Consider the following 21402-nt stretch of genomic DNA (forward strand, 5'->3'; position numbering starts at 1 on the left):
TATTTATATTTAATTATAATGTATACTTATTTTAGTAACTCGTAGTGCTTAAGTCAATCACTGTGCCAATGCAATAGCGTTCTGTAAAATGGCAGTTTTTGTTAAAATGGCGGAAAATACTCTGCCAAGATGACATTTCAGGCTGACTGTCATTGATAAAACAATAAAATGCAGCTGGCAGTTTCAACAATACAAATCAGAAGCTATCCCGACAGCTACTAGGACTGCTTGCTCTACGCTGTATTCCCGGCAAATAAAAACTACGGCTTGAAAAAAGCCTTGTTTTTCTAAACCGGGCGATGCCGCTGCTATAGGGGCTAAGGAATTTGTGGTTTCAATTTGCTTTAGCAGTCGTAAGGATTTTTATTCGTTATATCAAAAAAATCCAATTTGATAAGTTCCCAAGATTTATCTAATAAACATATCGGAACACAATAAGCATCTTCCGATTAAAAATTCACAAATTGAGATTTAATAGTAGAGCAATCAGTAAAAGGATAGCGTTGTTCACAGAAGAAAATCATTTCATAAATAGTGGCTTTATCAAGGTAATAATGTAAATCCCAAAAAAAAATCTACCTCCTCTCAAAACAATATCTAGTTTAATAGCAATAATTTCGTTTTCAAAAGCCATTTGAACACCCTTTTTATGAACGCTCTCAAAAATAAATTCACCTATATAATCCATACCTACTTTAATTAACGCATCTGTAGAATACCCGATCTCAAAATAAGTCCCAAACGCTACGTTATCAAGATTTCTCGAAATACAAATAGTATATTTATTTTAAGAAAACTCCTGATTTCCTTAAAATCAGTTGAACCATAGTCTGCAGCGGTAAACAAATCAAAATACATGGATATTCTGTGACCGATTTCTAAACTCAAAGCTGTTCCTCCTAGCAAACTGAAAGGAGAAAAAAAAAGCTCATGCATCAAATCAACAAGAATATCTTTGAGTAAAGGCGAAACGGCATCACAATGAAGGTTTTTCAATTTATATTATAATTGGTGTTTTGATAATTTAATACGGTCAACTACTTCTTTTCAATAAAAACGAATAATTTCTTCCTACACTATTTTAGTAACTCTGGAAAAAACACCTTTAATAACCGCTCTCTTATCTGTTTTCCAGTCAATTAAATCAAAAGTAGTATCCCAAAAAGTCACCTTCCTTAGTTTAAAAATATCCGGTCTATAACTACTGTCTTTCTTGGCTTAATTTATGTTGTAAAAACTTGGTGGGTCATCAAGAAGCCTTCCTCAAATTCTAGCTTCTCCTCTATTTTACTCGACAAATCAACGTTCATTCTACTACTGCCTTTTCTAATCGCACCAAGCGTTTGAAGGTGTTCATCAGTAGCAAGCGCAAACTATCTTTTATTGTTGTTCCTTTTCTTCAATTCCTACTCTAGCATTTTGCCAAGATGAATTCCTTTTATACTGTCAATCGTTTTCATAATACAAATACAAATAATTTTGTTTACATAATTTTTAATTTGACAATCAAACACTTCTCAAAAAATCAGAACTAAACCATTCATTCCAAAAATAACAAGAAAACTTTAACCCCTTTCATTTCTACTAGATAAAAAAGTTACCTAAATTTGGAGCTTCCACATTGTAGTTAAAGCAAACTACAAAACCCCCATAAATTTAAAAAATGGAAAACCATACTATAGCATCAAGCAGCATTACTTTTTTGAAAAATCTAGAAAAGAACAACAATAGAGACTGGTTTATCGAAAATAAAACACAATATACGACAGCACAAAGTAACATTATTGCGTTTGCAGACCAACTCATTACGCTAATGAGCACTAATGATGCGATAGAAACTGTGTCTGGAAAGAAAAGTCTGTATCGTATTTATAATGATGTTCGTTTCAGTAAAGACAAATCTCCTTACAAGTCTCGATTTGCATTAGGTTTACAAAGAGCTACTAACTTAAAAAGAGGGGGCTATTATTTGCATATACAACCTGGTAATAATTTTCTAGCATGCGGTTTTTTCTCTCCTAATCCGGATGATCTGAAAAGAATAAGAAAAGATATTGAGCTAAATCCTGCAGCGTGGCGCAAAATTTTAAACTCAAAATCAATAACGGATAATTTCGTAGAGTTGACAGGTAATGTAATTCCAACGTCTCCAAGAGGATTTGCTAAAGACCATGAAGCCATCGATTTAATTCGGCATAAACAATTTATCCTGAGACATAATTTTACAAATCAAGAAGTAACTGATCCCCAGTTTGTTTACAAGGTAAACGAAATATTTAAATCTGTACGACCGTTTTTTGACTACTTGAGTTTTGTCCTTACCACCGACCTAAATGGAGAAACTATAATTTAAACGAGGCTAAGGTCTGCAAGTACCTCAGCATTCATATAAAAGATACATATAATAAAACCGCACTTTTCAAAGGCTCCTCGCTATCGAGTAATCTCTAAAAAATTCCCTAATTAAACCTTTATTAATTTGAGAACTTGCAGCACAAAAAATTTCGAAACTAAATCTAAAAATCATTCATTATAGTATTTTAAACTATATTTGAACACTCAAAAAATAAAACTAAATAACATGTTTACCCTAGAACAAATCAAACAAGCACATGATAAAGTACAAACGGGTGCTGATTTTCCAAATTATATTCAAGACCTAATCAATTTAGGTGTAAAAGGATATGACACTCTTATTAACTACGGGCGCGTTGCTTATTATGACAGCAATGACGATTCCGTCAGCACTGATAAAAAATACGATGAAATTAAAATCGCTTCAACTGCAAACAAAGAACGCTTTATAGAGTTTCTGGTTATGAATCAAGACGGACAAACCGATTATTTTACTTTTTGCCAACAGGCAGCCCAATCCGGGATCGCTAAATCGCGCATTGACATCATCGAAATGACCTGCACTTATTTTGATGCAGTGGGTGACGCAATTGTAATCGAAAAAATACCAAGTTAATTCTCTACTTTTAACACAACCGAACTTTCAATAATAAGACCTCGGTTCATTGCTGTCTTATGATACATTAAAAGAAAAAATAGAGGCATAAAAAAACGGGAATAAATCCCGTTTTTTTATTGTCATTGTTAGTGATCTTTAGAACTTAAAGTTTAACCCCGCTGTAAATGTTGTTCCGCTAAAGCCAAATTGGTTCACTTCCCATGCATATTTAAAACGACCTCCTAAATCAGTCACAACATCCCCTTTTCTATCTAATAAATCTGGATAAACATTAAGCAAGTTGTTTACCATTACATTCGCAGATAATGTATTGGTGAATTTATAAGCAATACCTAAGTCTGTAATCACCTTTCCTGTAAAAGTTTGATCTTTTGCGACATCCGTAGCATGTTGCCAAGTAACTTCACCAAAATACGTGTTGTTAAAAATAAAAGTCGTTTTCTTCAAATCATAATTCACTCCTAACAATACTTTTGTATTAGGTCTTGCACTTAGGATTCTACCTTGCTCTTTACGGTTGAAAATATCATATCCGTTAGCACTCAAAATAGCCGGTGTGGCAATTTTTCCATCAATTTTAGTATTAGCGATATTAGACGCAAAGCTAAGTCCCAGTTTACCAGTTCCTATTTCTAGGTTTTTATAATTCAAAACTACATCAACACCTTTAGTTATTGTATTAACTGCGTTTATAAAAAACTTCATACTTGTAATATCATTTGCAAGTAATACTTGTTCAACCGGGTTTGTGGTTGTGTCATCTCCGTCAAATCCAACCTCTCCAGAAAACAATACACGGTCTTTTACCTTTATATGGTAGAAATCAACCGAAGCAGAAAAATTAGCACCTGATCTAAAAGTAATTCCTGTTGCTATGTTTTGTGATTCCTCAGCATCTAATCGTGGAACCCCTAGTCCAATAACAGCTGGATCTACATTATTAAAAGTTCCTTGATTAGAAATCGTACCTCCAGATACCAATGTTTGAATATTACTTAGGTAAATTTGATGCAATGCCGGAGCTCTAAATCCAGTACTAAAAGAAGCTCGTATGGCAACATCGTTAGTAAGTTTGTAACGAGAGTTTACTTTCCAAGAGATATTATCCCCAAAATCTGAATAGTTTTCATATCGTACAGACCCTCCTATTAAGAAAGCCTCTGTCATATCGTAATCTAAAGTCGTGTAAATCCCCACGTTGTTGCGACTTTCTTTTAATGCATTTGCTGGTTGTAATCCAGGAAATGATTGTACACCACCTCCCACATAGGACTCTTCTTGACCCGCTCTAGCTTCAAATTGTTCCCTTCTTATTTCTGTTCCAAAACCAAAAGTGACCTTATCGAAAGTTCTTGAAAAATCTGCATTCCCCACTAATTGACTAAAAGTATATCCACCAGTTGCAAATTCAGTAGGACTGTTAGCACCTAAAGATACATTTAATGAGTTCCCTACCGTATAGTCTACCTTATTAGAACCGGCCGTTAAACTGAAATCTGCATTAAAACCAAATACATTAGATCTTAGCCCGATAGATCCCAAATTATCGAATATATCCGTCTCAAATGTAGGTTGGAATCCATTATAAGTTGTCCCGGCTTCGTGTAACAAATTGTTTGGATCTGAAACCCAGTAAGGCGCTCTATATAAAGCGTAACTAGTTCCTTTTCTCATATTCACATCCCCAAAAGCATACACTGTTGTTGTCTCAGAAAGTGGGTATTCAGCATTAACTACAAAAGCTCCCATTTTAGAATCAGGTAGTCCTATCGTCATCCCTAAATCAGGATTCCTACTTAACCAGTCTCCCCATGTCGCATCATCTGCAGCTACTCCAAACAAATCATCCTTTCCTGGTTTCCCAGCTCTGTTCGTCTTATTTTGTTCTAAGTAAGAAATATTAAAATTCACAAAACCTTTGTCAGCGATTTTAAACCCAGAGTTAAGATCAGCACCATAATTGAAACCATCTCCTTGTGATGTTACTCCTGAAGTAAGGCTTACTTCAGTAAAGTTAGTTTGTTTTTTAAGGATAATATTCACTACCCCTGCGATGGCGTCTGAACCGTATTGAGCAGAAGCTCCATCACGCAGTACTTCTACTCTTTCGATTGCAGAAAAAGGAATACTTTTCATATCTGTCCCTACCTCTCCCTTACCTGGAGTATCGTTTATGTAAACTAATGCACTTTGATTTTTCCTTTTTCCATTTACTAAAACTAAGGTACGACTGGGTCCTAAACCACGTAAATCTGCCGGGTCAAAATGAGCTGTTGCATCAGAAATAGCTTGAGAACTAGAATTAAATGACGGAATTTTATAGGCTAACATTTTATCAAAAGTTACCTGTCCACTAGACTTAAGGTCTTCTGCATACAACTTATCAATAGGCACAGCAGAATTTAATACACTTCGCACTTTTGATCTGTTTCCCGTAACGACAACCTCATCTAAACTGTTATTAGGATCTAGCTTAAAAACAATCGCAGCAGCGGCACTAGTGACCTCAATACTTTTATTTTGAAATCCTACATATTTAGCGATTAACGTAACAGGCAATCCTTTTACCTTAATTTCAAAATTACCATTTCCGTCCGTGGTAACACCATTAGACGTTTCTTTATCAACAACATTTGAATAAGGCAACGCTTGCCCATTCTCATCCGTCACCACCCCTTTGATTGTTTGGGCATTCATAACTGTGGGTCCTACTATCATAAATAGTACGCCTAAAAAAAAATGATTAAATCTCATAAATAGTTTTTTTTGTATAATTTAGGTGACAAAGCTATCCTTTTCTGTTAAAGAAACCTTAATTTTTGAACGTTTTTATTTAAAAAAATAAAAATATCCCATTTTGGTATTTATTGTGTAAAATCCTTAGCAATGTTGCTTTTTTTTTTAAAGTATGAATAGTCAAAAATCATCGCTATATCCAATTACTAAATCACATTCCGCTCAACTTCCTTTACTCGATGCTCCTTCTTTCTTTTTCATTCGTAATCCAAGTCTTTAATCCTATTTTAACATCGATGGTTTCAAAGTTCGGGACTCCCAGCAATACTTCATTTATGCCAATAATAGCAATAACCATGAGAGAGATAATCATGAACCTATCGAACCCCAAAGGATTTTTAATTAAAAAGAGTCTTAATTTACTGTAAATAAAAATGTAACTAAGATACTATCTAGCCTCAGTCACGATTGTTTCCCATCACAAGTGAGAATTATTTTAAAAAAAAAAGCTTAAAAAAAAATTTTAAGCTTTAGAGAAGTAGTACAATTTAAATTAATCCAAATGAAGAATTATCATGGTTAATATCCATTATTATAAAAATCCTTCACCGTTAATCAAACGTAGAATACTCTGTTAATAATGAGCAACCATTGTAAGTTACCACGGTATAGGGTTGTAATCTTTTAAGAACTTTCCGCACCAATGTTTTCCTGTATTAATACCGTCAAACAAAGGATCCATTACCCGTGCTGCGCCGTCAACAATATCTAAAGGTGGTTGAAAATCTTCTAACTCCTGTTTCTTTTTGGCTAATTCAGCAGGATCTTCGTCGGTCACCCAACCCGTATCGACTGCATTCATAAATATTCCGTCTTTTGCTAAAGTCCCGGACGAAGTATGCGTCAGCATATTCAAAGCCGCTTTGGCCATATTGGTATGCGGGTGGCGGTCTTCTTTAAAAAAGCGATGAAACTTTCCTTCCATGGCCGAAACATTTATAATGTGTTTTTTTCCGGTATTGTCTTTCTTCATTATTTCTGAAAGGCGGTTACACAAGACAAATGGTGCCACTGAGTTGACGAGCTGTACTTCAATCATTTCAGTCGTTTCTATTTGACCTAATCTTAAACGCCAGCTGTTCGTCTTTCTTAAATCCACTTGTTGTAAATCGGCATCCAACTCTCCTTCCGGAAATACTTCATTCGCCACTATTGTATTGTCAAAGCTATACGGAATCTGAGATAATTTAGCGGAAGCCCGTAAACCAATTCCAGGTTCAGGTCCATGCCAGGTAACCGGCATATTTTGATTAGAAGAAGCGCCCGTCGTCAATACTTTTAATTCCTGTAAACAATCCGCGTGGTCCAGCAATAATTCCTGTGCCTGTTTTGGTAACGAACTTATCGGAGACTCTTCGTTTGCCATTAAATGGGTATAGAATCCCGCCGGTCGTCTCACCGTCTGTGCCGCATTATTGATAAGAATATCGAGGCGCTCGTATTTTTGTTCTATAAAATTACAGAAAATCTCTACACTCGGAATGTGTCGTAAATCCAATCCATGTATTTTTAAACGGTGTCCCCACTCCATAAAATCTTCTTCCTTAGAAAAACGCAAAGCTGAATCCACCGGAAAACGGGTCGTCGCAATAACGGTTGCTCCTCCACGCAAAAGCATTAAGGTAATGTGATATCCTATTTTTAATCTGGATCCTGTTATAATCGCTATTTGTCCCTTTACATCCGCTGTTTGGAAACGTTTGGCATAATTAAAATCTCCACAATCAGTACACATGGTATCATAGAAGTGGTGCATTTTAGTAAATGGGGCTTTACAGACGTAACAATTTCTAGGCGTTTCCAGTTCTAATTGTGTTTTGTTAGCAAGATCATTAAAAGCCAATAGTTTTGGCGCCATAAATATACTCGCTTCCCGAGCGTGTCGTATTCCGGTTTCTTTACGAGCGGTTTTATCTTGCTTTTCCTTTTTGCGCTTAGCCACTAATCTTCCGTCTTTTTTACGTCGGGAAAGTTCGTCGCGATCTGGTCTCGAAAACATTCCTGCTACCTTGATCAAGGCTGTCCTTTGGTCTTTCTCAATATCAAATATCTCGTCAGTATTCGAATTTAATTGTGCCAATATGGCGATGCATCTATCAATTTCATCTGAAGTTATTGCGATCTTAGGCACTATTTCATCTTTCGTCATCATAAAAAACGGGGATCAGTCTTGGCAAAAACACCAAGGGCGCAAATATAGTTTTAAAATGGTTCCCCTACTCGCTTTTTTTCTGATAGTCCAAACTCGTCAAAAACACTACGTAAACGGACTCGTTTCATGAAAGTATTGCTCCAACACAATGACATTGGAGTCCTATTTATTAGGTAAAGAATAATCTCCAAATACAACAGTACATTGTTTTTCAAAGCTCCTCTTTTTTTCTATATTTGCGGTCGCGACAAAGCAATTCTAGCTACCGTAACATTCTTTAACGAGAACAAATAAAAAATGATAGCCATCATAGGCAATATAAGAACAGTTTCTTCCAATCTCAATCTTTTTGAAAACCAGCCCGCATTAGCTAATGCAATTTTTAAAATTTCAATCTTTGACGACATAGACAAATGACCTCCTTTTAACCTTGATTTAGACAACGAAAATTCTCCAAGGCAAATCAAGAATATTTGACAATGGAGCAACTTTTTCAGCTGTTGCCTCAACTGCTCGTTTAGCTGACCTTCTAAACTCTTTTGACAAAATAAAAAACGAATTTAAACTTTTAATATAAAATTATAATGACATCTTTCAGTAAACAATTATCCTTACGTTGGTCAGATTTAGATCCTAACTTTCATGTTCGTCACAGCGCCTATTACGATTTTGGTGCGCAGCATCGTATTGAGATTCTGGAAAGTCTTGGCTTGACCATGAAAGTCTTACAGACCAACCATTTTGGTCCGATACTCTTCAGGGAGGAATGTATTTTCAGAAAAGAAATCGGGCTTTCCGACACCATATTTATCCATACCAAAATTTCTAAAATGAGACCTGATGCTTCGCGTTGGTCTATTGTACACGAATTCAAGAATGAAGAGGGAAAATTGTGCTCCACTATAACCGTTGATGGTGCCTGGATGGACACAACGCTTCGAAAAATAGCTAACCCAACTCCTGCCATAGCGATGGAAGCCATGAGCAGTATTCCAAAGACGGCTGATTTTATCGAACTTTAAATTATTGGGATTCCAAAAATTGCAAGCGGTATTCTTAATTGAAAACAGAATTGACCCGTTGGGAATAACAACAAAAAGACTGATAATCAATGATAATCAGTCTTTTTTCTTTATATTGGTTCAACAGAATAAAAAAGAGCTTAGGCCACTATCCTTACAACTGCTTTGAGCAATGAAACTCATTTCATCAGAGGATAATTTCATTTCAATACGTAATCACGTAAATAGCAGCTATAAACGTATGGCAGACAGGACTCTGGGCATCTATAATAAGACAGGCAAATGAAAAGTAAGATTGGCATTGTATTATCAGGAGGTGGCGCCAGAGGTGTTGCACATTTAGGGATTTTAAAAGCGTTGGAAGAATTTGGAATTGTGCCTACTCATATTTCAGGAACCAGCGCAGGTGCCATTACAGGTGCATTTTATGCAGCAGGCTATTCTATCCCTGAGATTGTAAGCATCTTAAAAAAAGGACAGATCTTTAATTTTTCCAATATTCTGATAAAGAGACAGGGCTTATTTGCCATGAAAGGATTTCATGATATTTATAAAGAATACTTTCCTACTGATTCTTTTGAGGACCTCAACATACCATTATATGTAGCTGCTACTGATATTTTAAAAGGAGAATCGGTTTACTTTTCATCGGGAAATCTATCCCAATCGCTAATGGCTTCTTCCTGTATACCTATGTTGTTCCAACCTGTACATTATAAGAACACATTGTTTGTGGACGGCGGAGTGCTCAATAATTTCCCCACAGAACCTTTAAAGGGGCAATGTGACATCATTATAGGCAGTTATGTCAATTCAATCAAGAAAGAGGTGGATCAAGTTCATATGAATAATATCATGGACCGTTGTTTTCATTTGGCCATGAAAGGTTCTGTTCAAAGTAAAATAGACAGTTGCTCTTTATACATTGAACCGCCAAATATGAGTCAGTTTAGCATTTTTAACCTGAAGAGAGCGGATGAAATTTTTGATTATGGATACCAATATGCACGTACTTTCGAAAAACAGATAAAAGAACTCGACCTTGAGTTGTAGTGTATTCTAAAATTCTCCTCTCGAGATTTACCACCTTAATAAATCTAAAGATCAAATATTTTAAAACAGATCATTGCTATTTTTTTTAGTTTGTTTAACACTCAAAAACAGACTGTTATGAATTTAATTCGTAAATTTGAGTAGCAACGCTATGTAAAACCCATCATTTTTTACGAAATAAAAAAATATGCTGTTTTTTTATTGTCCTAATCGTGTTTTTAATGTTAGGAATGGTCTTGCATAAAACAGTACTATCAACTAACCATTTAACAAAAACAACCATGGAATTTACTATTCAATTTGTGCAAACCCCAACTAATGACGTAGCTCATGATATAGTCTTCGATAAACTGGAACAATTAGGAGAGCACTACTCTTGGCTTATTCGAGCGAAAGTTTTTTTTAGGGACGTAAAAGATTCCAAAGGAAAAGGGAAAATATGTGAAATCACATTAAGTTGTCCAGGTCCCCAAGTATTTGCCTCTTCCGATGAGGAAAGTTTTGAAGCCGCAGCTAAAGAAACCATTCGAGATCTCGACGTACAGTTAAAAAAACGCAAAGATGAGATGCAAGAGCACTAAAATAAATTCATAAAGCCGATAACTTGTTTTAGATGTTGCTTTATGATCCAACAAGTTTAAAATAAGAAGCTATAACCGGAAAAGGTTGTAGCTTTTTTTATACTTTTATAATCGATTGCAGCGAAAACCTATTAAAAGCATTTCATACCCCCCATGTTTCCCTAATCCAAGAGACGGATCTAAAGGGCAAAAAAAATCACCATTTCTTTGTGAAATTTACGATTCAACCCATTACACTGAAATCATACTAATCACTTCTTTAAACAAATAAATTTTGGCAAACAAAACCTCCCAACATATACTAAGCACATCGGCGAACCTACTCGGTTTTTGTCTCTTTATAATCACGTATCTACACATGACCGATGCCACAAAAAACAGTTTGACAAATGAATTCACCTCCGTCGTCGCCTTATTATTAACTATTTCGTCTCTTTTATTTTTTTTTCGATCCGAACACAAAATCTGGATAGAGAAATCCGACTTGAAAATCTGGCCGAAAATTTTTTATCACTTCCTTAATTGGAATTTTTGCGATAATCTTATTTATCATCGTCACGTATTGGAATCAACAAAACAGTAGCGCGAAAACCTAAGCCTTAACTGATGTCTTCTTTTCGCACTGTCGGGCCTTTAAAAAAAATGAAAATGAAAACTATTCACTATTTAGTATTAACTTGTATTATATCAGTCTTTAGCGCTTGTAAAGGACAAAATAAAGAAGCAGAAAAAATGGAACAAAAGCACCAGTTTACTAATGAATTAATACATGAAACGAGTCCCTACCTGTTGCAACATGCCCATAATCCGGTAAATTGGTATCCTTGGGGTGAAAAAGCATTTGAAAAAGCCAAACAAGAGAATAAACTAGTGATCATAAGCATAGGTTATGCCGCCTGTCACTGGTGCCATGTAATGGAAAAAGAAAGCTTTGAAGATGTGGCTGTCGCCGAATATATGAACGCCCATTTTGTTTGCGTCAAAGTGGATCGCGAAGAGCGTCCTGACGTCGATCAGGTATACATGACCGCGGCTCAATTACTTACAGGCAGTGGCGGATGGCCATTGAATGCGTTAGCGTTAGCGGACGGAAAACCATTTTATGCAGGAACCTATTTTCCTAAAGAAAACTGGCTCGAAATGCTACGTTATTTTGTGGATAAGCAAAATACAAATCCACAATCGCTGATTGACCAAGCCCAAAAAGTTACGGAAGGTGTTCAAAGTGCTGAAAATGTATCTTTTGTAAAAGAAACGTCGATTACCTCCATTGCCAATTTGAATTCTATTTTTAAGAAATGGGAACCCCGAATTGATTTTAAAAAAGGCGGTGGACAAAGAGCGCCAAAATTTCCAATGCCAGCCAACTGGGAATATTTATTGCAATACCACCATTTGACTGATAACCCCGAAGCCTTGAAGGCGGTCACTGCCACCTTAGACAATATGGCTTTTGGCGGAATTTATGATCAACTGGGCGGCGGATTCTCCCGCTACTCTACCGATGAAGACTGGCTGGTTCCTCATTTTGAAAAAATACTTTATGACAATGCCCAACTGGTTAGCTTGTATAGCCATGCCTACCAATTGACCAAAAACCCCTTATATAAAACGATTGTTTATGAAACTCTGGACTTTATTGAAAATGAGCTGACTGCTCCGGAAGGAGGGTTTTATTCTTCCTTGGATGCCGACAGTGAAGGGGAAGAGGGAAAGTATTATGTATGGACTGCCGAAGAAATCAATACTATTTTAGGGAAAGAAGCTCCCCTATTTTCTGATTTTTACAATTCTACTAAGCAGGGAAATTGGGAACACCAGAAAAATATTTTATTCAGAAAAGATTCGGATGCAGCAATAGCCGCAAAATATCAGATTTCAATAGAAACCCTGCAAAGCAAAATTCATGAAAGTAAAAATAAATTGCTAAAGGTCCGTGCTAAACGCGTAAAACCAAGACTGGACGATAAAATCCTGACAGCATGGAATGGCTTAATGGCTAAAGGATATGTTGATGCCTATCGCGCCTTTGACGAACCTACTTTTTTAAATAAAGCAATAAAAAACGCTACTTTTTTAAGTACGGAAGCTATCACCGAGTCTAATGAAGTAATGCGCAATTATAAAAATAATAAAGTTACAATACACGGGCTCCTGGACGATTATGCGTTTACGATTTCAGCATTTATCGATTTGTATCAGGCTACTTTTAATGAAAAGTGGTTGTATAAAGCAAAAGAGCTGAATGATTATGCGGTCACCCATTTTTATGATGCCAAATCGGGTATGTTTTTTTACACACACAATAATCATTCGAATTTGATTGCCCGAAAAATGGAAGTGGCAGATAATGTAATCCCTTCATCCAATTCTGAAATGGCGAGAAACCTATTCTTTTTAGGGTTGTACTTTGACAATGCCGATTATTCTCAAAAATCCAAACAAATGCTAACCAACGTGCAAAAGGATATCCATAATGATATTCAGTATTATTCCAATTGGGGACGTTTAGAAATGCTTTTCATAAAACAACCGTTCGAGATTGCGATTGTGGGCCCCGATTTTGAAAACGCCAGGAAAGCTTTCGATAAAAAGTATCTTCCAAATGCGATTTTTCTAGGCGGAAAAACCGAAGGGACATTGGCATTACTCGAAGGGAAGTTAAACAAAGGAGAAACTTTCATTTATATCTGTCAGAATAAGTCATGTCAACGCCCTACCACTGACATTGGGGAAGCCATGAAACAATTAAAATAGAACGGTAATGCACCATAGAAAAAGTCAATAGAAAACTATTGACTTTTTGATTTTTTAATTAGTTCTATTACTTTTTAGACCCTTCTTATTAAACTGAGAACAAATAGCAGGACCACAGCTCCTAAAACAGCGGTAACTACTATTGCTACACTAAAACCTCCCACAACAGCACCGGAAATTCCTAGTTTTGAGCCAAGCCAGCCCCCTAAAAAACTACCGATAATACCAATAATTATGTTGCCGATAATACCGAAACTGCCACCGTTAATAACTAGACCGGCTGACCACCCTGCAACTACTCCTAAAAGTAACCACACTAAAAGACTTTCTCCTGACATATTTAAATAATTTAAAACATGAAACAGTGGTTAAAGTTACTTGAAAAAGGCATTGATTTTTCACATAGCATAAAAGTATTCTTGTCAATTACCTAATCATTCGACCCTAAAACAGTACATAACAGACCCGTAAACACCTTTTTCGGGCTATAAAAAAGTCCTTCCTTTGGAATCTATTCAAAAAATAGTGGTAATTTAGTAACCTATAAACAAGTATCTCCAAGCTGTTTTTCTTCATCCTACGCCTGTAGTAGTATTATTTTTTTATAGTGCTGCTTTATTATTCGTTTAACCTTATAAATCAAATGTTATGACTAAATTACTTTATGATCGATTAGGCAGCTCAACAGGAATCACTCAAATTGTAAATGATGCTGTGCAGGCACACATAAATAATCCGGCTATAAATGCACGGTTTCTCCTTCTTAAAAAACAACCTGAACATTTAGATTCCATCACGTAACACACTATTGAATTTTTTAGTGCAGGTAGCGGTGGTCCGGAAACCTACTCTGGAAGACATATAGTCACTGCTCATACAGGAATGAATATAAATCGGGGAGAATTTACACATGGCATTGATGATATATTAAAAGTTTTGGAAAACAATCACATCGATGAAGAATTGAAAAAGTACATTCTTGGCATTCGTCCTTAAAAGCATGGTAGTTTCTCTACAGCACTAACAGTCCCTATTTCATGATTTGCCTTAAAAAGCATTTTTTGGTAAAGTCCGTTTTACCGCAGGGTACGGCATCGTAAAATTATCATACTCACTTGTTAGTTATAATTGCAAATTATTCACTTGTTTTTATATCGAATAATTTTCTCTTATCTTTAAGTATATATTCTACTATGGAAATATTTAATCATATTCTTAAACTCAGCGCGGGTATAGGCCTTTTCCTTTTTGCTATGTATTTACTGGAGGAATCTTTAAAAAACCTTTCTGGAAGGAGTTTTAAACTTTTTTTACAACGCATTACAAAGAACGCGATTGGGGCCGTTACAGGCGGTGCGATAGTAACCGGTATTCTTCAGAGTAGTTCCATGGTGTCCTTTATGGTGCTCGCTTTTGTGGGCGCTGGTGTGTTTACCATGAGAAATGCGATGGCTATCATACTAGGGGCAAATCTGGGAACAACACTTGATAGTTGGGTAGTAGCGACGCTAGGGTTTAATATGGATATAGAAGTAGTTTCCTATCCCGCCGTTTGTGTAGGAGGCCTTATTCTTATCCTCTTTGGAAGTCGGAAAACCTATAGATACATTTCCTACTTTCTTTTTGGATTTGGTTTATTGTTTATTGGGTTATCCTTTATGAAAACAGCTATGGAAGCGCAGGTAAAAGTTTTTGATTTTTCACACTATGCGACAATGTCTTTGGCCGTTTTTTTACTTATCGGTTTTATAATTACCGTACTTGTTCAATCCAGTTCTGTAACAATGGCACTTACACTCAGTGCGCTTCATGTTGGAGCTATAAGTTTACCAATAGCCGCCGCCATTATATTGGGCTCACAAACCGGAACTACTATTAAAATAATGCTAGGTGCTGTAGGCGGTAATGCTTCAAAAAAGCGAATCGTATTGGGGAATTTCCTTTTCAATGTTTTCATTACCATCTTTGCTTACCTCCTTTTAAGCCCCATACTATTTCTGATTACTGATCTTTTTTATGTCAATGATCCTCTAATTGCTCTTGTCCTTTTCTCCACAATAATAAATTTGGGTTCTATTATCATCTTCATCCCCCTATTAGACAAATTCATTCATTTCTTAGAGCGCTTTTTCAAAGAGTCTGATCGAGCTGTGACTGCTTTTATTGGGCATGCCAGTATAGCTGAGCGCTTGACAGCTTTAGATTTATTTAAAAGAGAAACAAACTATTTTATACACAATTCCATGCTATTCAATTTAGAGCTTTTTAATATTAACACTCGGTACATTAGTGAAAATTCTGATTATAAAAGCATCAATGTGAAGAAGAAATTTTTTATAAAAACAAAAGAAGAAAAATATAATTTTCTGAAACAGTTGCAAGGAGAGCTACAGGTATTTTATTTAGAATTACGGCCAAAACTACAATCAGAACAGTACTCTAATCTCAACCAGTTAATTTCTGCCGTCCGCAGTTCCATGCACTCTGTAAAAAGTGTAAAAGATATAGGCACTAATATTGCTAATCTCAGAAATTCGTCAAAAGACATCAAGTATAAATTTTTTATCCATAACAAACAAGAAACGGAAGCACTATACCAGCAGTTTAATGCACTCATGACTGAAGAAAAACCTGCTGATTTTGAAAATCTACAACATGTTTTCAATACAATAGAAGATAATTATAGTTCCGCACTGAATACCTTCTATTCAGAGGCGCAAGATGCCCCGTTAGAAAAAATTGATATTACCACGATTATTAATTTTAACAGAGAACTTTTTACTTCTAACAAGGCGATGCTAATGACAGTAAAAGATTTTTTATTAAAAGAAGAAGAGATCCAGGAATTCCATGAAGTGCCACTGCATAAACGATAGAACATTAAAAGATTGGGACAGTATCTAGATTATTTTCAACAATAACAAAAAAAATTATAAAAGAAAAATTCCATTTGCTATGATTCTAATCCAATAATTTTACAATTTAAACTTTCTGTTTTATAAAAGAGTCCCAATATAATTATCCATCTTTGTGGTTAACTCAATTTTGAATTTTAGTAGATCTTGAGTTTTTTGATTTAAAAAACAGCACCATTTGAAAGAATATTTTAAAAAAGGTTTGAAAATTTTCCAATGGACAGTAGGAACAATCATCGTATTATTCCTGCTGCTGTTGCTGCTTATCCAAATCCCCTACGTGCAAAATTTCGCAAAGGATAAAGCGGTACTTTATATTCAGGATAAAATCAAAACTAAGGTTGTTATAGCTAAAATTGATATTGGTATTCCCAAAACAATAATACTGGAAGGGGTATACTTTGAAGGTCTTAAAAAGGACACGTTGTTATCTGCCAATAAACTTGCCATTGATATCAGCATGTTTCAATTGTTCAATAATAAAATTGAAATTAACTCTGTCGATTTAGAGGGAGTTACGGCAACTATAAATAGGGATTCAGTCTCCGTATTTAATTTTGATTATATCATAAAAGCATTCTCTTCTCCTGACAAGCAAGATCCAAACACAACCCCGATGACATTCTCACTAGAAAACATCAATCTGGATACGATACACTTGAGATATAGCGATGCCTTTTCAAAAAATGGCCTTTCCATCAAACTGAATCACCTAGAAACCCGCATCAAAACTTTTGATTTAGAGAAGATGGATTTCGAAGTACCCAAGATCAATATTAAAGGGTTAAACCTTAAATACAAACAAGGTATTACAGCAAATAACAATGAGGATAGCAGCACTTCTCAAACCAGATATAAACTTCAGTTAGGCGCAATTGATTTATCTGAAATTGCAGTAGATTATCAAGATGAAGCCAGTCAATTAAGCTCCACTTTTTATTTAAAAAAGGGACTTACTAAATTTAACAATACTGATTTTTATAACCATTTTTTCCTGATCGATGTCCTCAATATATCTGATGCAAATGGGAAAATAGCCTTTGGTAAATCAGAAAAAAACACGACTAAAAAAGAATCAGCTGCAAGTACAAGTAGAGACTGGGATTTTAAAGTCAGAGAATCCAATATCAAACGCGTTGATTTTAATTATGATAATCACAATACTGCTGCGATACCAAAAGGCTTTGATTACAACCATATAAAAATAAAGTCGCTAAGCATTGCTACCCAGGAAATCCATTACAATTCCGTAAGTACCTCCGGAAAAATAAATGCTTTTAAAGCAAAAGAACAAAGCGGACTCGAGATTCAATCATTCAAAGCTGATTTTTTCTATGGGAAAACAAATTCTTTTTTTAAAAATTTATACCTAACAACTCCCCAAACCGTAATAAAAGACGAACTCCTGATAGGCTACCCGTCGATTGCTGCCCTTAGTGATCATTTAGAAGAATTAAGTGTTAATACCACTTTAAAAGAAAGTAGCTTAGGATTTAAAGACCTTTTACTTTTTGCCCCTGATTTAGCCAATACGGTGCCTTTTAAGAACAACCAAAATGCCATACTTCAGGTAAACGGCAGGCTATTTGGCAAATTGGCTGAAATCCAGATACCAAGTGTTGCAATCAGCGGCATCGGCAATACAACATTTGTGGGCAGTGGATCCATTATCGGGTTACCGGATACTGACAAAGCCTATTTTGATATTGACATAAAAGAACTTGTGTCCACGGCAAAGGATATCAATGACTTTCTGCCCAAAAAAACTATCCCGAATTCCATCAACTTGCCTGCATCGTTTAATGCCACAGGAACTTTCAAAGGAACAATAAATAACTTCGCCACTGATCTGATTTTGAAAAGTAGTTTTGGTCCTGCAAAAATGAAGGCCTCATTTGATCAACGACTAAAAAATAAAGAAAAATACGAGGTCAAAACAGAGCTCAACAATTTTGATCTGGGAAAACTAATACAAAACAATTCGTTTGGAAAAATAACTGGAAATGCCACTATCAAAGGATCCGGATTAGACCCAAAAATAGCTGATGCCAAAGTAAAAGGGACCATCGGAAAAATCTCTTACAATAAATACAACTATAAAAATCTCGATCTTAGCGGAACCATTGGCAACGGCCTCTTTCAAGCCAATGCTAACAGTAATGATACCAATTTAACCTTTGACTTGGTCAGCAGCGGTAGTTTTAAAGACAAATACCCTACCGGAAAAATAAAGTTAAATATTGATGTTGCCGACTTAGAGAAACTGAATTTACATGCCGGTCCAATGAAGATTAGAGGGGTCTTAGATGCGGATATTCAATCTGTCGATCTCGATTATCTTAATGGAAAATTCAATATTACCCATCTTACCATTGCCGATGAAAAAGAGCAATTTATTATGGATTCCATTACCATGATTGCTACTTCAGATGCAGACAAAAACACGCTGTTCTTTAAGTCTCCATTTTTAAATGCCGAAATAGAAGGGAAATACCAGTTAACGACAATAGCTGACGCGATCACTAACTCATTCTCCACTTATTACAACCCTACCCCTTCCCTCAAACAAGCTGCCACCGGAGAGCAACAGCTGCGATTCAAAATTGCAATTTCAGACAGCCCAATTTTAGTAAAATTTATTCCTGAATTAAGGGGCCTTGAACCTATTTCAATCTCGGGTAGCTACAATACGGTCAATGATTCCATAATCTTGAATGCGGCGATCCCTAAATTAGTCTATGGTGACAATACAATTACTAACGCAGTACTTAAAGTAGATACAAAGGACAATGCTTTAGTATACAATCTTGTGGTGGATGACATTCAAAACAGCCAATTCCAATTGCCTCATACTTCCATTACCGGAAAAGTGCAAGACAATACTGCCTACTATACCTTGCAGTTAAAAGATTTGAAGGATATAGAAAGATACTTGCTCTCTGGAACGCTAAAAGCAGCAGCGGGAAACAATGAGCTTCATCTCGACCCAACGAAACTACTACTTAATTATGAATCCTGGAAAGTGGATGCGGATAACCTAGTTCGTTTTGGAAGAAAAGGAATCTATGCCAATAATTTCGAACTAAGTAAAGAGCAAAGCAGGATCAAAATACAGTCAAAGTCTGAACAAGCAAATGCTCCTTTGGCAATTGACTTCAACGATTTTAAGATCGAGACCATCAGTAATATCGCCGTAAAAGACGACTTAGAAATAAGCGGAAACATGAATGGTAATGCAGTCGTTACAAACTTGAGTCAATCTCCTGTTTTTACAACTGATTTGATTGTGGACCAATTTGCTTTCAAGAAAGACACCGTTGGTACCGTTACTCTACATATTGACAATAAAGCAACTAACACCTTCAATACCAGAGTTTCCATAACGGGACAGGATAACTTGGTCGATTTAAACGGAACCTATAAAACAGGTGACGGGAATTTAGACATGAACTTAGATATTTCAAGATTAAACCTGAAAAGCATTCAGGGTTTCACATTGGATAACCTAAGAGAAAGTACTGGTTTTTTTACCGGGAATTTTAAAATTACAGGAAATACAGATCAGCCAAAAGTAGTTGGCGATTTGCTTTTTAATGACATTGGATTTAAGGTCACCCAACTTAACTCTACCTTTAAGTCGCTAAATGATAAAATTGCATTTACCGGCAATACCATCATTTTAAATCAATTTGCCATAAAAGACGAAAGAGACAATGATTTAGTCATCAACGGAAAAATCGATAGTCAAAATTTCAGTAACATCGGCTATGATTTAACGCTGGATGCAGTAAATTTTAAAGCCATCAATTCAGATGAGAAAGACAATGAGTTGTATTACGGTGAAATGTATCTGGACAATCATCTGAGAATAGGCGGCACCTACAACAACCCTGTCGTGGACGGAAATATCAAAGTAAACAAAGACACTAAGTTCACGATTGTAATGCCACAGTCTGATCCGTCGATTGCAGATCGCGAGGGTATTGTTGAATTTATAGACCAGGACAACCCACCAATGATCCAGACGACGCTCCGAGCAGATGAAGCCCTGAGTAATCTTGAAATCACAGGAATCAACGCATCTGTAAACATCGAAGTGGATAAAGACGCTGAATTGTCCATTGTCATCGACAAAGCCAATGGTGATTTTTTAAAATTAAAAGGGGAAGCCCAGTTAACAGGTGGTGTTGATTCCTCTGGAAAAACGAGTTTAACAGGACGATACGACTTAAAGGAAGGGTCTTATGAAATGAACTTCAATTTTATCAAACGCAAATTTGACATCAAAAGCGGCAGTTATATTCTGTGGACTGGGGAACCAACGGCGGCAGATATCAATATCTCGGCAGTCTATAAAAACGAGGCCGCACCCATCGATCTTGTGGGAGACCAGTTAGCCAATGTAACAGCTTCCGTGAGAAACACCTACAAACAAAAAATTCCTTTTGAAACCGCATTGAAAATGAAAGGCGAACTGATGAAGCCAAGCATTTCCTTTGACATCATCCTGCCGGAAGGAAACAATAGCGTTTCTACCGAGATCATCAACGCTACACAAGCTAAACTGACCCAATTGCGTCAGCAACCGGATGAGCTCAACAAACAAGTATTTGCTTTGCTGCTGCTGAACCGTTTTATAGGTGAAAATCCATTTGCCAGTGAATCCGGAGGGACTACCGTTTCGTCTCTTGCTAGAGAAAGTGCCAGTAAAATCCTGTCGCAACAATTAAACAACTTGGCAGGCGATTTAATAAGCGGTGTCGAGCTGAATTTTGATTTAGTTTCCTCCCAAGATTACACCACCGGGCAACTGGAAAACAAAACCGATTTAAATGTTGGGATTTCTAAAAAATTGCTGAATGATCGATTGAAGGTAACCATAGGAAGCAGCTTTGGCCTGGAAGGACCGCAACAGCAAAACCAGGAAGCCAGTACTATTGCCGGTGATGTTACAATAGAATACCAGCTCTCTAAGGACGGAAGATATAAATTAAAGGCCTATCGTAAAAATAAATACCAAGTGGCGCTGCAAGGCCAGGTGGTTGAAACTGGGGTTGCTTTTGTGATTACTTTGGATTACAATGAATTTAAAGAGTTATTTGACAAAGCAAAAGCAGAAAAAAACAAAAACAAACTAAAATAAAGAACATTC

At 36.1% G+C, this 21402-nt stretch carries 14 protein-coding genes; 9 read left to right on the forward strand and 5 right to left on the reverse strand.

Going from position 1 to position 21402, the window contains the following annotated elements; translation table 11 throughout:
* Positions 1-744 precede the first annotated feature (744 nt).
* Positions 745-996 (reverse strand): nucleotidyl transferase AbiEii/AbiGii toxin family protein, encoded by a 252-nt coding sequence (locus tag CXF59_RS03960; protein ID WP_101136403.1) that lies wholly within the window; start codon positions 994-996, stop codon positions 745-747.
* A 667-nt stretch (positions 997-1663) separates the two neighbouring features.
* Between CXF59_RS03960 and CXF59_RS03965 the strand changes: the two genes are divergently transcribed.
* Together CXF59_RS03965 and CXF59_RS03970 are read left to right on the forward strand one after the other, a co-directional pair.
* Positions 1664-2353, forward strand: a complete 690-nt coding sequence (locus CXF59_RS03965; protein ID WP_101136404.1) for a DUF2461 domain-containing protein — start codon at positions 1664-1666, stop codon at positions 2351-2353.
* Positions 2354-2581: 228 nt separating this feature from the next.
* Complete coding sequence (locus CXF59_RS03970; protein ID WP_101136405.1) at positions 2582-2971, forward strand: DUF1398 domain-containing protein; 390 nt, start codon at positions 2582-2584, stop codon at positions 2969-2971.
* A 138-nt stretch (positions 2972-3109) separates the two neighbouring features.
* On the opposite strand, the gene CXF59_RS03975 is transcribed toward CXF59_RS03970, so the two are convergent.
* The 3 genes from CXF59_RS03975 to CXF59_RS03980 all read right to left on the reverse strand — a co-directional run bounded on the left by CXF59_RS03975 (position 3110) and on the right by CXF59_RS03980 (position 7919).
* Positions 3110-5728, reverse strand: coding sequence for a TonB-dependent receptor (locus CXF59_RS03975; protein ID WP_232758630.1), 2619 nt, complete (start codon positions 5726-5728; stop codon positions 3110-3112).
* 214 nt (positions 5729-5942) lie between these two features.
* On the reverse strand, positions 5943-6101 hold the full coding sequence (locus CXF59_RS14865) for a hypothetical protein (protein ID WP_232758636.1): 159 nt from the start codon (positions 6099-6101) through the stop codon (positions 5943-5945).
* 267 nt (positions 6102-6368) lie between these two features.
* Entirely contained in the window at positions 6369-7919 is a 1551-nt protein-coding gene (locus tag CXF59_RS03980; RefSeq protein WP_101136406.1) for an SDR family NAD(P)-dependent oxidoreductase, read from the reverse strand.
* A gap of 587 nt (positions 7920-8506) precedes the next feature.
* Here CXF59_RS03980 and CXF59_RS03985 point away from each other — a divergent pair.
* The 4 genes from CXF59_RS03985 to CXF59_RS04000 all read left to right on the forward strand — a co-directional run bounded on the left by CXF59_RS03985 (position 8507) and on the right by CXF59_RS04000 (position 13335).
* Positions 8507-8944 (forward strand): thioesterase family protein, encoded by a 438-nt coding sequence (locus CXF59_RS03985; protein WP_101136407.1) that lies wholly within the window; start codon positions 8507-8509, stop codon positions 8942-8944.
* Between the two features lie 282 nt (positions 8945-9226).
* Positions 9227-9997, forward strand: a complete 771-nt coding sequence (locus CXF59_RS03990) for a patatin-like phospholipase family protein (RefSeq protein ID WP_101136408.1) — start codon at positions 9227-9229, stop codon at positions 9995-9997.
* Between the two features lie 281 nt (positions 9998-10278).
* Positions 10279-10578 carry an HPF/RaiA family ribosome-associated protein gene (locus CXF59_RS03995; RefSeq protein ID WP_101136517.1) on the forward strand — a complete coding sequence of 100 codons (300 nt, stop codon included), beginning with the start codon at positions 10279-10281 and terminating at the stop codon, positions 10576-10578.
* A 648-nt stretch (positions 10579-11226) separates the two neighbouring features.
* The gene (locus CXF59_RS04000; RefSeq protein WP_101136519.1) at positions 11227-13335 is read left to right on the forward strand and encodes a thioredoxin domain-containing protein; all 2109 of its coding nucleotides are present in this window, start codon (positions 11227-11229) and stop codon (positions 13333-13335) included.
* 74 nt (positions 13336-13409) lie between these two features.
* Here the strand turns inward: CXF59_RS04000 and CXF59_RS04005 are convergent, their stop codons facing one another.
* On the reverse strand, positions 13410-13673 hold the full coding sequence (locus CXF59_RS04005; protein WP_101136409.1) for a GlsB/YeaQ/YmgE family stress response membrane protein: 264 nt from the start codon (positions 13671-13673) through the stop codon (positions 13410-13412).
* A 310-nt stretch (positions 13674-13983) separates the two neighbouring features.
* On the opposite strand from CXF59_RS04005, the gene CXF59_RS14870 reads away from it, so the two are divergent.
* The 3 genes from CXF59_RS14870 (at position 13984) to CXF59_RS04015 (ending at position 21393) form a co-directional block, all read left to right on the forward strand.
* Complete coding sequence (locus CXF59_RS14870; RefSeq protein WP_157824515.1) at positions 13984-14136, forward strand: hypothetical protein; 153 nt, start codon at positions 13984-13986, stop codon at positions 14134-14136.
* Positions 14137-14528: 392 nt separating this feature from the next.
* Positions 14529-16211 carry a Na/Pi cotransporter family protein gene (locus tag CXF59_RS04010; RefSeq protein ID WP_101136410.1) on the forward strand — a complete coding sequence of 561 codons (1683 nt, stop codon included), beginning with the start codon at positions 14529-14531 and terminating at the stop codon, positions 16209-16211.
* 217 nt (positions 16212-16428) lie between these two features.
* Entirely contained in the window at positions 16429-21393 is a 4965-nt protein-coding gene (locus CXF59_RS04015; RefSeq protein ID WP_101136411.1) for a translocation/assembly module TamB, read from the forward strand.
* Positions 21394-21402: the final 9 nt, after the last annotated feature.

The organism is Flavobacterium sp. ALD4, from assembly GCF_002836475.1.
In the GTDB taxonomy this organism is placed as follows: Bacteria; Bacteroidota; Bacteroidia; order Flavobacteriales; family Flavobacteriaceae; genus Flavobacterium.

Excerpts from the sequence above, each read along its gene's own strand:
- CXF59_RS03965 (WP_101136404.1), top strand. The coding sequence starts at position 1,664 with ATGGAAAACCATACTATAGCATCAAGCAGCATTACTTTTTTGAAAAAT.
- CXF59_RS03970 (WP_101136405.1), top strand. The coding sequence starts at position 2,582 with ATGTTTACCCTAGAACAAATCAAACAAGCACATGATAAAGTACAAACG.
- CXF59_RS03975 (WP_232758630.1), bottom strand. The coding sequence starts at position 5,728 with ATGAGATTTAATCATTTTTTTTTAGGCGTACTATTTATGATAGTAGGA.
- CXF59_RS03980 (WP_101136406.1), bottom strand. The coding sequence starts at position 7,919 with ATGACGAAAGATGAAATAGTGCCTAAGATCGCAATAACTTCAGATGAA.
- CXF59_RS03985 (WP_101136407.1), top strand. The coding sequence starts at position 8,507 with ATGACATCTTTCAGTAAACAATTATCCTTACGTTGGTCAGATTTAGAT.
- CXF59_RS03990 (WP_101136408.1), top strand. The coding sequence starts at position 9,227 with ATGAAAAGTAAGATTGGCATTGTATTATCAGGAGGTGGCGCCAGAGGT.
- CXF59_RS03995 (WP_101136517.1), top strand. The coding sequence starts at position 10,279 with ATGGAATTTACTATTCAATTTGTGCAAACCCCAACTAATGACGTAGCT.
- CXF59_RS04000 (WP_101136519.1), top strand. The coding sequence starts at position 11,227 with ATGAAAACTATTCACTATTTAGTATTAACTTGTATTATATCAGTCTTT.
- CXF59_RS04005 (WP_101136409.1), bottom strand. The coding sequence starts at position 13,673 with ATGTCAGGAGAAAGTCTTTTAGTGTGGTTACTTTTAGGAGTAGTTGCA.
- CXF59_RS14870 (WP_157824515.1), top strand. The coding sequence starts at position 13,984 with ATGACTAAATTACTTTATGATCGATTAGGCAGCTCAACAGGAATCACT.
- CXF59_RS04010 (WP_101136410.1), top strand. The coding sequence starts at position 14,529 with ATGGAAATATTTAATCATATTCTTAAACTCAGCGCGGGTATAGGCCTT.